This window comes from Bradyrhizobium sp. 25ACV (assembly GCF_054863005.1).
Genome location: NZ_JAVAYO010000006.1, coordinates 1 through 13876 on the forward strand (window position 1 = coordinate 1; position 13876 = coordinate 13876).

Annotated in this window: 12 protein-coding genes and 1 riboswitch; of the genes, 3 read left to right on the forward strand and 9 right to left on the reverse strand. The window is 64.1% G+C overall.

The window, feature by feature from the left end; genetic code table 11:
* Positions 1 to 490 precede the first annotated feature (490 nt).
* The 6 genes from RAD04_RS15140 to RAD04_RS15165 form a co-directional block, all read right to left on the reverse strand.
* Entirely contained in the window at positions 491 to 1072 is a 582-nt protein-coding gene (locus RAD04_RS15140) for a hypothetical protein (protein ID WP_461624408.1), read from the reverse strand.
* Positions 1073 to 1132: 60 nt separating this feature from the next.
* Positions 1133 to 3370, reverse strand: coding sequence for a TonB-dependent receptor (locus RAD04_RS15145; RefSeq protein ID WP_461624409.1), 2238 nt, complete (start codon positions 3368 to 3370; stop codon positions 1133 to 1135).
* A gap of 114 nt (positions 3371 to 3484) precedes the next feature.
* Positions 3485 to 3699: riboswitch (cobalamin riboswitch) on the reverse strand.
* A gap of 43 nt (positions 3700 to 3742) precedes the next feature.
* A complete protein-coding gene (locus RAD04_RS15150; RefSeq protein ID WP_461624410.1) occupies positions 3743 to 4006 on the reverse strand; it encodes a hypothetical protein in 264 nt (87 codons plus the stop codon).
* A 100-nt stretch (positions 4007 to 4106) separates the two neighbouring features.
* Complete coding sequence (locus RAD04_RS15155; protein ID WP_461620349.1) at positions 4107 to 4316, reverse strand: hypothetical protein; 210 nt, start codon at positions 4314 to 4316, stop codon at positions 4107 to 4109.
* Positions 4317 to 4454: 138 nt separating this feature from the next.
* Positions 4455 to 4631, reverse strand: coding sequence for a hypothetical protein (locus RAD04_RS15160; protein WP_018320305.1), 177 nt, complete (start codon positions 4629 to 4631; stop codon positions 4455 to 4457).
* Positions 4632 to 4755: 124 nt separating this feature from the next.
* Positions 4756 to 6492, reverse strand: a complete 1737-nt coding sequence (locus tag RAD04_RS15165; RefSeq protein WP_461624411.1) for an adenylate/guanylate cyclase domain-containing protein — start codon at positions 6490 to 6492, stop codon at positions 4756 to 4758.
* Positions 6493 to 6814: 322 nt separating this feature from the next.
* On the opposite strand from RAD04_RS15165, the gene RAD04_RS15170 reads away from it, so the two are divergent.
* On the forward strand, positions 6815 to 9001 hold the full coding sequence (locus RAD04_RS15170) for a transglycosylase SLT domain-containing protein (RefSeq protein ID WP_461624412.1): 2187 nt from the start codon (positions 6815 to 6817) through the stop codon (positions 8999 to 9001).
* Between the two features lie 81 nt (positions 9002 to 9082).
* On the opposite strand, the gene RAD04_RS15175 is transcribed toward RAD04_RS15170, so the two are convergent.
* The 3 genes from RAD04_RS15175 to RAD04_RS15185 all read right to left on the reverse strand — a co-directional run bounded on the left by RAD04_RS15175 (position 9083) and on the right by RAD04_RS15185 (position 10031).
* Entirely contained in the window at positions 9083 to 9244 is a 162-nt protein-coding gene (locus RAD04_RS15175) for a hypothetical protein (RefSeq protein ID WP_461624413.1), read from the reverse strand.
* Positions 9245 to 9450: 206 nt separating this feature from the next.
* Complete coding sequence (locus RAD04_RS15180) at positions 9451 to 9639, reverse strand: hypothetical protein (protein ID WP_461624414.1); 189 nt, start codon at positions 9637 to 9639, stop codon at positions 9451 to 9453.
* Positions 9636 to 10031 carry a hypothetical protein gene (locus RAD04_RS15185; protein WP_461620345.1) on the reverse strand — a complete coding sequence of 132 codons (396 nt, stop codon included), beginning with the start codon at positions 10029 to 10031 and terminating at the stop codon, positions 9636 to 9638. Before RAD04_RS15185 ends, RAD04_RS15180 begins: the two co-directional genes overlap by 4 nt.
* A gap of 712 nt (positions 10032 to 10743) precedes the next feature.
* Here RAD04_RS15185 and RAD04_RS15190 point away from each other — a divergent pair.
* Both RAD04_RS15190 and RAD04_RS15195 read left to right on the forward strand, forming a co-directional pair.
* Positions 10744 to 13167, forward strand: a complete 2424-nt coding sequence (locus tag RAD04_RS15190) for a PAS domain S-box protein (protein WP_461624415.1) — start codon at positions 10744 to 10746, stop codon at positions 13165 to 13167.
* The gene (locus tag RAD04_RS15195) at positions 13164 to 13829 is read left to right on the forward strand and encodes a response regulator transcription factor (protein WP_461624416.1); all 666 of its coding nucleotides are present in this window, start codon (positions 13164 to 13166) and stop codon (positions 13827 to 13829) included. The genes RAD04_RS15190 and RAD04_RS15195 overlap by 4 nt, the downstream gene beginning before the upstream one ends.
* The last annotated feature ends 47 nt before the right edge of the window (positions 13830 to 13876 follow it).

Here is a 13876-nt window from a genome sequence, read left to right on the forward strand (position 1 = left end):
AGGACTTGACCGTAGCAACGACGGCCAGGACCACACGGTTTTGCCGTACGCACGGCCCGCCATTTCGCCGCAGTTTTCCCTGACTCCGTCGACGAAGCCGGAAACTTACAGACGAGACGAAGCCTGGCAGCGCCGCTCGTCCGCACGAAGCCTCGGGCTCACAGGGACTACCCGCCCTGCCCGCGCCTCTCGTGCCGACGCTGCCGCGTCCACCGCAACCCCGGCTCGCGATGCGTGACGACACATGATCGCCCCTCTTGGTGAGCCGGGATGGTCGACACATACGCCTAAACCGAATTTCGGTAAAGCGGAATATTTTTGGCGACGCGGATTGACAGAGGGCGACACAGGCACGGTCCCGTAGCCCGGATGGAGCCAACGGGTCGGCGCGGAGCGCCGCCCGATGACAGGCTCCGCGTAATCCGGGACAGTGCAAAATGAGGGGCGGCCCCGGATTACGCGTTCGCTCCATCCGGGCTACGAGAGCGGCTCAAGCCGACATTGCTCGCTTGCGTCCGGCCGGATCGATCAGACGGACGATCTCACAGATCGCGACGAGGCCGGCGAGCCAGACCGCGCTGGTCAGTCCAATGCGCGTCACGATCGCGGCGGTGAAGGCGCCCTCGCCGCCGAGGAACGGCGTCGCGGCGAGCAGCACGAGCTCGTAAATCCCGTAGGCAGCGACGAGCGTGATCGCCAGCGTCAGCGGCGTGCGGCGCTGCGGCAGCAGGCTGAGCACCGCCGACGAGGCCGCGGTCGCCGGAAGCGCGGCCGCGCCGATCACGAAGCCCCAGGCAATCGTGCTGGCATCAACGGGATAGTGCAGCGCGCCGAAGCCGATGGTCTGGTTGACGAGCCAGGCGCCGGTGACGACGAGCAGCGCCGGACGCTGCGGCAGCATCGCCGCGGCAATGACGGCGAAGGCTGCGAACGGCGTGGCGCAGGCGAACGCAAAACTTGCGAGCGCGCATGACGCCGTCAGCAGCGCAAAGCAGAACATCGGCGCAAGGCGCGGCGCGACCGGGTGAAGTCGGAAGCGATCGCCACTGGACGGCAGGATGCTGAGAGCCATGGTTGAATCTCCTTTTCGAATTCTAGTCCGTTTGAGGGCGTGTGACAGCCCCGGCGAAAATCAGAACGTTGCACCGGCCTTGAGCAGATAGGTGCGGCCGGGCAGCGGATAGGCGCTGAAGCGGCCGTCCGTGAAGGTGCTCGCGATGGCGTAGTCGTAGTAGAGCGCGTTCAGCATATTGTTGACGCTGAGGGACCAGAAGTAGCGCTCAACCTGGCCGCTGAGCTTGAGATCGATCGTGCCGTTGGCGGGGATCGGCTTCTGGGTGCCCGCCTGGTCGTTGTCCATGCGCCGCTCGCTCCAGAAGCGCGCGGTGGCATCGAGCACCACGTAATTCTGCCAGATGTTCCAAGTGACGCCCGCACTCGCCGTGTAGCGCGAGACCAGCGGCACGTCGTTGCCGGCCCAGATGCCTTCGCGGAAGACCGCGCTTGTATAGGCCACGCCGGAGCGCAGCAGCAGGGCGTCGTTGACGCGATAGGATAGACTGGTCTCAGAGCCGTAGCGGCGGGTCGGATCAAGATTTGTGTTGTAGAACAGGACCGGATTGAAATGGACCTCGTTGGTGAGATCCATCAGATAGACACTGCTCTGCAGCTGCAACCCGCCGCCCTTGATGCGAACACCGCCCTCGATGTCCCAAGAGGTCTGGGTCTTGAGCTGGAACGTTTGCGGGATCGCAGCGAAGGTAAAGGGATCGAAGGAAGGCCCTGAGGACAGGCGCTCGTCAACATCAGGCGTGCGGAACGCACGCGCAACGCGGCCGAACAGCGAGACTTGGTCGTTGAGGCGATGCTCGGCGCCGAGATGCAGCGCATATTGGGTCTCGTTGCTCGTCAGCGGCAGCGCGCCGATGTCGCCGTTGAACGGAGCTGCCGGGTCGAAATTGTCGCGTGCCGCAAGACTGACGTTCTGCACACGCGCGCCGTAGGAGATGTCCGTCGTGGGCGCGATTCCCAGTGTGTGCTGGAAATAGCCCGCAACCGTCTGCTGCCTGAGATCGTAATTGTGCCAGGGGGAAAGCCCCTGCCCGGCGCCGCGGTTCTGCTCAAAGCTCGCATCGTAATAGTCTATGCCGGCCAGGAGCTGCGACGGCATGCCGAGCAGCAGGCTCTTCACGCTGAGCCGCGGCGTGATCGACCATGTCGTCAGATGGGAACCGACATAGGTCGACGTGAAGAACGCCGGAATCGGCGCCGGGCTGGAGAAGAACGCACTCTGCTGCTTCTTGTCGCGCACGCCGCCGTCGACGATGAGATCGACGCCGTTGACCAGGATCTTGGTGAAGCCCGCGGTCGCGCCAAAACCCTGCTGGTTGGCGTAGTTGAACGGCGTGCCGGTCCCTCGCCGGTTGGCCCTGAGCTCGTCGAGGCCGATGGAGGGATCGACGGTGCGGCCGCCCGGCAGCCGCAGCTCCTGATTGTCACCGGTAACCGTGAGAAAAGCAGTCAGGTCTGGCGTGGTGTAATTGAGATTGCCGACGCCATTCTGCTGCGAATAGCGGTTGTTGTCGCGATAGCCATGGGTCCTGACCGTATTGCCGTAGAACGAGGTCGACCACGGACCGGAATTGAGCGAGGTCGACACGTTGCCGAGCCTGGTGTTGAACGAGCCGAAGCCAGCCTCGATGCGCGCGGTCACGGGCGGTCCGCCAACGCCATTTTTGGTAACGATGTTGATCACACCGCCGACCGCGTTGTCGCCGTAGAGCACCGCGCCGGAATTGCCCCGCGTGATCTCGATGCGTTCGATCGAATTGAGCGGGATGTTGGAGAGGTCCACCTGCGCCATGTCGACGTCGTTCAACCGCCGTCCGTTGACCAGCACCAGCGTGTTGGCGGTGGCAAAGGCGCCGAAGCCACGCAGGTCCACGCTGGTCTTGGCGCCGATCTGGCCGCCATAGAGCGTCGTGATCTGAGCCCCAGGCGTCTGCGTCGCGATGATCTCGGCAAGCGTCTGCGACGGCGAATGCGCGATATCCGCGGCCGTGATGACGGTCGTGGCAGCCCCGACGATTCCGCCGCTGCCGGCGGCAGCCTCACCGCCGGAGCCGGATGAGCCGGCGCCATTGCCTGCCGGCGCGACATTCGTCCTCACCCGCTGCCGCGTCGCCTCGCCGTCACCGATCGCCCCGGCGCGTGTGCGGTTGTGATCGTCGGGCCCGGTCACTTCGATCGGCGGCAATTGCTCGGCAAGCGCCTGCTGGGCGAAGGCGGAGGACAGATCGAGCGAATGGAGGGAAACGGATGCGAGCAGGCCGGCGCTGAGGCGCCTGGCGGCAGGGACAAGACGGGACACAATTGTAACCTCGGTATGACGTCAGTGGCACGTCACAGCGAACGAGGTTTCACGGCAGAGCGATGGATTGCTCCGGTGAAGCTAATGTCTGTACTCCCCGACCGACATCTTCGCGTGTGACCACGGCTGACGGCAGGTCTCCTGGCTCGCGGGTCGTGACCTTGCGTCGCCTTCCCAGGACCGAGATTCCCAGTGGCATGAGACGAAAGATTCACCGCTTACAGTTGCGGGGGCAGCCGTGGCGTTGAGACAAATCCCTGCATTGGGACAATCCCGCACCACATTCCCTTTTGATCTCCGCGAGGAGAACCGTCGCCGATCATTTAGGAGCCGTTGGCCCCGGGAGTCAATCGACCGGTGCATGCTCGGCGCTCAGGTCCGCCCTCGCACACGCTGTGCCTGGGCCCAGGCGACAGCGACGTCGCTTGGCGGAACATCGACGCGCTTGATCGGGGTCAATTCGCCGGAGGCCGAGACGATGGCGGTCTCCTCGCGGCGACAGCGCGTGCAGACAAAGCGCACCTCGTGCGGAGACGCCGTCCAGCTCGACCGCTTCACATTGGCCGCCATCGGCCAGGCATCGCAATGCGAGCACGACACCAGAAATCGGCCGGGATCGAGCATACCCATTTCCATCGGACTCCGCGTCCTGCCCACTTGCTTCAATGATTAACCCAAGTGAATCGTTCCGGTGTCCCAGCACCGCCGCTGGGCGCGCAACGAGAAAGTGGTGGCCTCAGCGCGCGCCCTTGAGGGTGCAGGAGGTGGTGCAGGTGACCGTGGTGCCGCGATCGCACGATTTGCAGGCACTGACGCACTGGTTCATGTCGCGGGGATTGTAGCTGTAGTTCCGCATCGGGCAGGTCGGCGTCGAGCCGGTGATGTCCTGCTCCTGGTCGCAGGCCGCCGTCATGAGCGCGAATATGATCACGGCAACGAGGCGCATGTGATTGCCCTGTCAAACATGGCAAATGACACTCGCGAGGTGCGCTGCATTGCAGCGAACCCCGGCCTTTCCACCACGAGCGATCGCTCGTGAGGTCAAGGATGCGCGCCAAACCTTAAGAACGGATTGCAGCCGGGATCAGGCAGCAGCCTTGGTCGCGATCGCCTGCCGCATGTCCACCGCCAGCTGACGGTACTGTTCCGAGAGTTTCAGATAGAACTCGCGCTTGGTGCTGTCGGTGGCGAGCTTGGCGATCAGCTCGCATTCGGCGGTGAGCGTCTCGAACCGTTCCAGCCTGTCCTGAAGTTCTGTCATCGGCGTGTCCCCGTCAAACGCCTCAAGGACATCCAACCTAAGCCCGGGAAATAGGTCACGGCGAACATCGTTATCGAGTAGAAACGTTTTTTCCGGACAGGGCGGGCTGGTCCAACAAAAAAGGCTATTTCTGCTCCAGCCGCCAGGCGCCGTCCCACCCCTCTTCCGGCGGCTTGGCCTCGAATTGCGCGATGCGGCCGAGCATCGTGCGCGAGGGGCCGTCGCCGGGGACGGCTTCGAGCGCGGCGTTGAAGGCGGCGCGCGCCTCGTCGAAGCGGCGGGCCCGATAGGCGGCAAGCGCTTCCGCATAGTGCGTGCGCAGGCTGTCCTGCGCGCCGGTGAGCGCACCTGCCCGCGCCATCACCTCGAAGATCGGCTGCGGCCCGCTCTGGCCTGCGACCGCGAGACGATCGATCTCGCGCAATTCGAGCCGCGCTCCGATCGCGTCAGCAGTTGCCTGCGAGATCAGGATGCGGGTGCCGTAGACCTTGTTGACGGCCTCCAGCCGCGAGGCCAGGTTCACGGCATCGCCCATCACGGTGAAGCTCATCATCAGCTCGGAGCCGATGCTGCCGGTCAGGACCTCGCCGGTGGCGATGCCGATCCGCAGGTCACACGGCGCCGGCATGGCGCGGATGCCGAGCAGGTCGGGCAGCTGCTTCTGGAGCGCGGGCACCTGGTCGACCATCTCGGTTGCGGCGATGCCGGCCAGGAGCGCCTGCTCGTCCTCCTCGATGAAGGGCGGGCCCCAATAGGACATGATGGCGTCGCCGATATATTTGTCGATGATGCCGCGATTACCCCTGATCGGTCCGGACATCACCGTGAAATAGTGGTTCATCACCCTGACGAGGCCACGCGGGGTCATGCCCTCGCTCATCGAGGTGAAGCCGCTCATGTCGCAGAACATGATGGTCATGACCCGGCGCTCGCCGTCGATCGCGACCTCGGGCCGGTCGATCAGCCCCTGCACCACCTTGGGATCGATGTAGCGGCCAAAGGTCTCGCGGATGCGCTCGTTGTGCCTGAGCTGCTCGGTCATGCGGTTGAAGGCCGCGGCGAGCTCGCCGATCTCGTCCTGCGTGGAGACCGTGATGGTCTTGTCGAAGCGGCCGGCCTCGACCTCGCGGGTGCCGGCGAGCAGCAGCCGCACCGGGCGCGTGATGCCGCTGGACACCAGCAGCGCAAAGGCAAAGCCGACGATCGCCGCGAGCAAGGTCACAATGGCGGAGATGACGATCGCCTGATGCTGACGGCCTATCACTGTCTTTGTCGAGGCAAAGACCTGCTTCAACATGTCCGCGCGGATCGTGTCGATCCTCTGATTGAACTGATCGCGCAGTGTATCGAGATGCTCCAGCGTGCCGCGCACCTCGGTCATCTGCTTGCCATCGACCTGCTTGAGCAGCTTGGCATGATCCTCATTCATTGCCTGCCGAAGTTCGGTGAGCGCGGTTTCGATGCGCGTCTCGATCCGCGCCAGCCCGGCATTGTCGGACTGCGTTCTGGAATCGTCGATGATCGCGTTGATGAGCGTGCGTGCGGCCTCCGCCTCGTCGTCGATCTTGCGATCGGCCTCCTCAAACTCTCGCAAGCGCGCCGCATAGGCTTCCTCCTCCGACGGCGCCTGCATTTTCATCATCACCATTCGCCGCAGCGCCACCGACCGCTCCAGCGAGCGAATGTTGGCACGCGCCAGATGTCCATAAGCCGGGATGTAGCGGTTGGTCAGCTCGTCGAGCAGGATTCCGACCTGGCTCGACATCACCATCGACAGGATCGAGGTGACCAGCATCAGGACGATCAATCCGAGGGCGATGCCGACGATCTTGCGCCTGATCGACTGGTTGAAAATCGGCATAGCTGCACGGACAAAGGCCAAAGGGACGGAGCAAGGGAACTCCATACACCGGATCTGGCTGCGGGAACACGCGCAATCTGGGCTTGTGACGCCCAGGACCAAGCCAAGCCGTCGGGCGGGCCCGGATCGTTAACAAAGGTTAAACGAACTGACCCTTGCTCCCAAGCCGAAGTTCCCTCGTCACATCCGTATTTTGCCGCATTGTTGCGACAGCGTGGGGAATGCGAAACGATGCCGTGGCATCGTTCTCGATGTCGTTGATTCTCAAGCCGCATGTCGTCGCGGACCTTGGTTTGTAGTGGTTTCGCAGGGGGACCATGGGATGAACCAGTGCCTACGCTCGCTCGCGTGTCTCGTTGCCGTGGCCGCGATGGCCCTCCTTCCGACCGAGCTGGCGGCGAAGAGCAGCCACAAATCGTCCGCGCCGAAAAAGTCGCATGAGGCGAAAGCCGGCAAGCAGCGTCATGCCGCGGCCAAGTCCCGTCACGGCAAGCATGCCGAGGCCAAGCGCAAGGCGAAGAAGACCGACGACGAGCCCTCGGACAAGCCGGCGCCGCCGCCGCTGACCGGCGACCTCGCCGCGCTGAAGGACGCGATCGACCTCGCGCGCAAGGGCAAGACGGACGATGCGAGCGCGGCGCGCGACCGCATCGCTGATCCCGCCGGACAGAAGCTCGCCGACTGGTTCATGCTGCGCCATTCCGAGAGCACCGCCAATTTCAAGCGTTATGCCGCCTTCCTTGCCGCCAATCCGGGTTGGCCGAGCAGTGCCCTGCTCCGCCGCCGCGCCGAGGCGCGGCTGTGGCAGGAGAAGGCCGACGCGGCCACCGTGCACAAATTCACCATGGACCGCCCGACCAGCGCCAAGGGCAAGTTCGCCCTCGCCCGCGTGCTGCTCACTGAAGGCGACGCCGACAGGGCTGCCCGCCTCGTGCGCGAGGCCTGGCGCACCGACGAATTGTCCGAGCGCAGCGAGGAGGATTCCTACGAGGCGTTCCGCGATCTGCTCAACTCCGAGGATCATCGCGCCCGCATGGACAAGCGGCTCGGCGCCAAGGACTATGCCGGTGCGCGGCGCGCGGCAAAACGGCTCGGCGAGGATGCGCTGGCGATCGTCAAGGCCTGCGCCGCCGTCACCGGCAAGGCCAGCAAGGCCAACGATTATCTCGAGGACGTACCGACCGAAGCGCGCCGCGATCTCGGCTATGTGCTGTGCCGCGCCCAATGGCACCTCCAGAAGGACCGCATCGACGATGCCGCCGAGGTGATCCTTGCCGCCGCGCCCGACACCATGGCGGCCCAGGACACCGACGCCTGGTGGCGCGAGCGTCGCCTGCTCGCGCGCAAGCTGCTCGACCAGGGCAAGTTCAAAACGGCGTATGATGTGGTGCGCACGGCCGCGGTGCCCGAGAAGGAAGTCTACCGCGTCGACTATCATTTCATGTGCGGCTGGATCGCACTGCGCTTCCTGAGCGATCCCCAGGCAGCCATGGTGCACTTCGCCGCCATCGACGCAGGCTCGGCCAATCCGATCGCGCTGTCGCGTGCCCATTACTGGCGCGGCCGTGCCGCCGAGGCGATGGGGGCGACAGCCGATGCGCGCATGAGCTACCGGGCGGCCGCGCGCTATCCGACCGCCTATTACGGCCAGCTTGCGCGCGCAAAGCTCGGCCTCGATCGCATCGAGCTGCGACCGCCCTCGCCCGTGCTGGCCGCGCTCGACACCCCGCCCGCAGACGAGCGCGTGCGCGCCGCCGACATGCTCTACGGCATCGGCGAGCGCGACACGGTGTTCTATTACGCCGAGGATTTCGCCAAGGAGAGCACCGACGTCGCGGCCCTCGAGGGCCTCGGCGAACTCGCCGGACAGCGCCGCGATGCGCGCGTGATGCTGGAGGTCGGCAAGTCGGCGCTGGCGCGCGGGCTCGCGCTCGACCATTACGCTTTTCCGACCATCGGCATCCCCGAGCACCAGCAGGTCGCGCCCGCGATCGAGACCAGCGTGATCTATTCGGTGGCGCGCACCGAAAGCTCGTTCGACCAGCGCGACAAGTCGCCGGCCAATGCGGTCGGGCTGATGCAGGTGACGCCTGAAGCCGGCCGCGACACCGCCAAGCGCTTCGGCCTGACCTACGACTGGGACAAGATGGTCTCCGATCCCGTCTACAACACGCAAATGGGCGCGGCCGAGCTCAGCGCGCTGCTGTCGGAATATCGCGGCAACCAGATCATGACCTTCGCCGGCTACAATGCCGGCCGCGGCCGCGTGCGCGAATGGGTGCAGGCCCGCGGGGATCCCAGGGATCCCAAGGTCGATCCGGTCGACTGGGTCGAGCGGATCCCGCTGTCGGAGACGCGCAACTACGTCCAGCGCGTGATGGAGAACGTGCTGGTGTACCGCGCCAGGTTCGAGGGCAGCAGCATGGTCGCCGGCAAGTCCGACCAGCGCGTCACGACGCAGGAAGTGAGCGCGGCACCAACGGGATCGGCCGCAGCCCCCTCACCCTAGCCTCGCCGCCGGGGCTGGACGCGGCGCGGGCTGGACGCGGGACTGCGGCCGACCGCTCTCTGCGCGGCCTGCATCGTTCAGCTAGCCGTCACCTCCTTCCATGGTCAGAAGGTCGTACTCGCGCAGATATGCCTCGGCCAATGCGCGCGACAGCGCGCCCATCTGAATCATCCAGCCCCAGCTCGAGATCGCCGTCAGCATCGCGATCCCCTCGAACGGGATGCGGGGCCACAGCATGTCCATGGCCGTCTGCTGACGGTAGCAACCGTAGTCGCAATACCGCTCTTGCTTGGACACATGCCGGACGTAACTCGCACCCAGCGGCCGGGCGCATGCACTGCAGACGCCGCCGTGGCAGGGATGTTCCTGATTGACGAGCATGAATCTCAATGCCGTGTCCTCTCCTACCGAAGGCAGATCCGCCGAATGCGTTCTGCCAGCCTGACGGCTCAAGATGCCGCGCGCGTACGTCCCTCGATCAACGGCGCGGCCTCGTGATGAAGCGCGTAGCAATCGTAGCCGCAGTAGCGCAGCAGCGTCCTGGCGTCGCGCAGATAGCCACCGTCGATCTCCTCGCAGCACCAAAGGCACGACGTCTTGCGGAACGGAGTTCTGCCGTTCACCAATACGAATCTCACGTGGCACCTCCCAACGCGAAACAGTAGACCAAGTCGACCAGAGAGGCGGACGGCGGTGGCGCGCAGATATGGTTGCGGCCGTCGGGATTGTCTCTGTTGCGCTCGACCTTCTGGGACGGGATCAGGATGTATTTGCCGTCTTCCCGGCGCCGCGCGTAGATCCTGCCGTCGACGTAGCGAATCTCGGTCGGGTAGCAATCGGCATTGTTGCAGCAGCTCAGAACCGGATTGTCCGGCATGTGCCAGCTCGAATAGAACTTCTCGTGCAGCAGTTGATCCTGGGGCGGATGGTGACGATGTGAACCATCCCGTCCGGCTTCGTCGGCCTCCACGCCCGTCACCAGCGGAAGCGGCAGCGCGATCGCCAACAGCAGCTTGCAGGTACGGTTCAACGCAGCCTCCCGACGAAGAAATTGCCTGAGGTGGCAGACGCGGCGGCTGGTCCTCAGGCCGCCTGATATCGGAACAACCAGCGGCGGTCGCGCTCGCGGCGCGCCCTGAACCGGTCGAGACATTTCCTCGAACAGAGCGGCGTCCGCCAGGAATAGTATCGGATCAGGCCAAACTTCGCCGCGCAGACAGCACAGCCTTTGGTCTCGGGACGGCGCTCGGAGTAGTCGGGGCTATCGCACATCATCCTCTCCTCTTGACCTCTTAGGGGTCCCGGCTTCCTTGGTGCGCAAGCACGGGTCGCCACGGTCGTCACGGAAAATGCGGCTTCTCAATCGTGACCGCCAATTCATCCGGCAAGTCAGGGGGCGGACGCAGAGCCTGGCTTTTTGGGGGCAACATCCCCGAGCCTTTCAGCGATTTGTGCTCCGCAATCGTCTCCTCTCGATTGACCGCAAAACTACGCCGCTGCAACGCATCGCTCAATTGTACGGAGGTAAATGCGCGCTAGAACTAGGATTGTGCGAGCTATACGTAGGTTTGTGCCGTAGTTTTGCGGACCTCTGCCCGCCTGCGCAACGAGACAGCGCAACGCGCGCAAGCTGCACGGCAACCGGGAGTTTTACCGGGAATCCGACTTTGGTCGGGGGCAATTGCCCCTGTTCTGGCAAAGTGCTCTACTCGCCTTGACGCTAGCGCGCCGGGACGCTTGCGATGATGCCTGGCCAGATCACAAAAATCGGGACTTCGGCCGCACAATTCCTGCTCGGCGGCCTTGCGGCGCTTCGATCATTCGGCAACGGCGAGAAGGACCGGTCCGCGGTCGCTGACGTCTCGCGGCAGAACACCGATCTGCGTGACGCCATGAAGCAATGGCGTGAGGTATTCGAGCACAATCCGGTCATGTACTTCATGGTCGATCCGTCCGGAACCGTGCTCAACGTGAATACGTTTGGCGCCGCACAACTGGGCTACACGACGGCCGAGCTGATCGGCCAATCCGTGCTGAACGTCTTCTTCGAGGAAGACCACGACTTCGTTCGTCAATGCGTCGCTTTGTGCCTCACGACCGTGGACCAGTCGCATACCTGGGAGATTCGCAAGTTCCGGAAGGACGGGTCGGTGCTCTGGGTCCGCGAAAACGCCAAGGCGATGCTGCGCGGCGACGGCACGCCGATCCTGCTGGTCGCCTGCGAGAACATCACCCAGCGCAAGGAGACCGAGGATGCGCTGCGACAGAGCGAGGCCTATCTCGCCCAGGCCCAGGAATTGAGCCACACCGGCAGCTTCGGCTTGAACCTCGCCTCCGGCGAGGCGGTCTGGTCGAGGGAGACCTTCCGCATTTTCCAATGCGACCCCGCGACGAAGCCGACCCTGAGCTTCGCCTTTCAGCGCATCCATCCGGAAGATCGCGACACAGTCCGCGGCACCCTGGATCGGGCCTACCAGCTGGCCGAGGATTTCGACCACGAATACCGCCTGCTGATGCCCGACGGATCGATCAAATATCTCCATTCCGTGGCGCGCGCCGTGCGGCACCCATCCGGGCGTATCGAGTTCGTCGGAGCGGTGACCGATGTCACCATTGCGAAGGAAGCGGAACAGAGGCTGCGTCGCAGCGAAGCCTATTTGGCCGAAGCCCAACGCCTCAGCCATACGAGCAGCTGGGCCTGGGACGTTCATCGTCAGGAGTTCGCCTACCGGTCGACTGAACTGTACCGACTGTTCGGGTTTGAGCCGGAGCAGACTGATCTCCCGGCCCGAGCTTTTCAGCAACGTATCCTGCCGGAGGACTTTCGGCGGATTGTCGAGGTGGAACGTGAAGCCGTCAGGCTAAAGCAGCCCTTCCAAATCGACTTCCGGATTGCGCGCCCCGACGGCTCGATCAGACGCGTCCACAGCGAGGGACACCCCGTGATCGGCCGCGACGGCGAGGTGATGGAAATCATCGGCACGCACGTGGACGTCACCGAGCAGTTCGCGGCAAAAGATGCCCTGCATAAGGCGTTCGACGAGCTCAAGACATCCGAACAGCGATTCCGCGACTACGCCGAAACCGCATCGGATTGGTTCTGGGAGACCGGGCCCGACCACCGCATTACCAGGATATCGGAGCATGCCGAAACCTCCAGCGCGGCGCCGACGGGCTTGATCGGCCTGACCCGCTGGGACATTCCGCCCGATGCCGAGTTCGAGCCGGAGAAATGGGAGCAGCATCGCGCGGCGCTCGATGCCCACGTTGCGTTCCGCGATCTGATCTACCGCAGCAAAGATGGCAACGGATCTCCAATCTACGTGCGAACCAGCGGCAAGCCGTTCCATGATGCGACAGGCAATTTTCTCGGCTATCGCGGCGTCAGCAGCGACGTCACGGCGGCGATCCGCGTCGAGCAGGCGGAAGAGGCGCTGCGCAAGGCGCAAGGCGAGCTCGCCCACGTCACCCGCGTCACGACGCTCGGCGAACTGACCACCTCGATCGCCCACGAAATCACCCAGCCCCTTGCCGCGGTGATCTCCAATGCGGACGCTTGCATCGCTTGGCTTGACCGCGACCCCGCCGACCTGAAGGCCGCGCGCCGTTCCGCAGAATGGATTGTCGAGGACGCCAATCGGGCAAGCGAGGTGATCCGCCGGATCAGGGCGCTTGCGAAGAAGACCGAGATCGAAATGGCTCCACTCGACATCAACCAGGTCGTCAGGGAGGCAGTGGCGCTGGTACGGCGCGAACTGGCGATCCATGCGGTGTCGGTGCGAATGGAGTTGGCGTCCGACCTGCCCAGGATCTGCGGCGACCGGATCCAGCTTCAGCAGGTGCTGATCAACCTGGTGGTGAACGGCATCGAAGCCATGCATGCCAATGTCGACTGCCCACGCGAGCTGGCGATCCGCTCGGGCCGGACGGACGACGACCACCTGCTCCTCACCGTGACGGACAGCGGTGTCGGCCTTGGCAAAGACGTCAAGGAACGCATCTTCACTCCCTTCTTCACGACCAAATCGGGCGGTCTGGGAATGGGACTCTCGATCTGCCGATCGATCATCGAGGCTCATGCGGGCCGGCTTTCGGCCATTCAAAATGAAGGGAGTGGTGCAACATTCCAGATCGCCCTGCCCTTGCCAAACAAGGACACGTCGTGACTGATCATGCCAAGCAGGCCCAGGCGAGCGCCAGTGATCCGATCGTCCTGATCGTCGATGATGATCCGTCGATGCGCCGTGCGCTCACCAATCTCTTTCAATCGGTCGGCCTCAAGGTCGAAGCCTTCAGTTCGGCGGCGGAGATCATGGAAGCCAAACCGCCTGCGGTCCCCAGTTGCCTCGTGCTCGACATCCGCCTGCCAGGCTTGAGTGGCCTCGACCTCCAGGCGGACCTCGCCAAAGCCAATATTCACACGCCCATTATCTTCATCACCGGTCACGGCGATATTCCAATGACCGTAAGAGCCATGAAAAGCGGTGCCGTCGATTTTCTGACCAAGCCGGTGCGCGACCAGGACATGCTGGATGCGGTGCAGGCGGCGATCGAACGCGATCGCAAGCGGCGCGATGCCGAGCAGTCGATCTCAGGCGTGCGATCCCGTTACGAGGGGCTGACGGCGCGCGAACGCGACGTCCTCGCCCTGGTTGCGTCCGGCCTGATGAACAAGCAGGTCGCCGCCGAGCTTGGATTGGCCGAAATCACCGTGAAGATCTATCGCGGCCAGATCATGCGAAAAATGGCGGCGAAGTCGTTGGCCGACCTCGTCAGAATGACCGACGCGCTCGGAATCCCGCGCAACAGGGGTCATCTGCAAACCTAAGTATGCTTTCCAATCTCGCTCCGGTGGCCCACCTTGCCTCGAGCGGC

Coding starts and splice junctions, on each gene's coding strand:
- RAD04_RS15140 (WP_461624408.1), bottom strand. CDS start 1,072: ATGGCTCTCAGCATCCTGCCGTCCAGTGGCGATCGCTTCCGACTTCAC.
- RAD04_RS15155 (WP_461620349.1), bottom strand. CDS start 4,316: ATGCGCCTCGTTGCCGTGATCATATTCGCGCTCATGACGGCGGCCTGC.
- RAD04_RS15190 (WP_461624415.1), top strand. CDS start 10,744: ATGATGCCTGGCCAGATCACAAAAATCGGGACTTCGGCCGCACAATTC.
- RAD04_RS15150 (WP_461624410.1), bottom strand. CDS start 4,006: ATGGAAATGGGTATGCTCGATCCCGGCCGATTTCTGGTGTCGTGCTCG.
- RAD04_RS15165 (WP_461624411.1), bottom strand. CDS start 6,492: ATGCCGATTTTCAACCAGTCGATCAGGCGCAAGATCGTCGGCATCGCC.
- RAD04_RS15170 (WP_461624412.1), top strand. CDS start 6,815: ATGAACCAGTGCCTACGCTCGCTCGCGTGTCTCGTTGCCGTGGCCGCG.
- RAD04_RS15160 (WP_018320305.1), bottom strand. CDS start 4,631: ATGACAGAACTTCAGGACAGGCTGGAACGGTTCGAGACGCTCACCGCC.
- RAD04_RS15175 (WP_461624413.1), bottom strand. CDS start 9,244: ATGGACATGCTGTGGCCCCGCATCCCGTTCGAGGGGATCGCGATGCTG.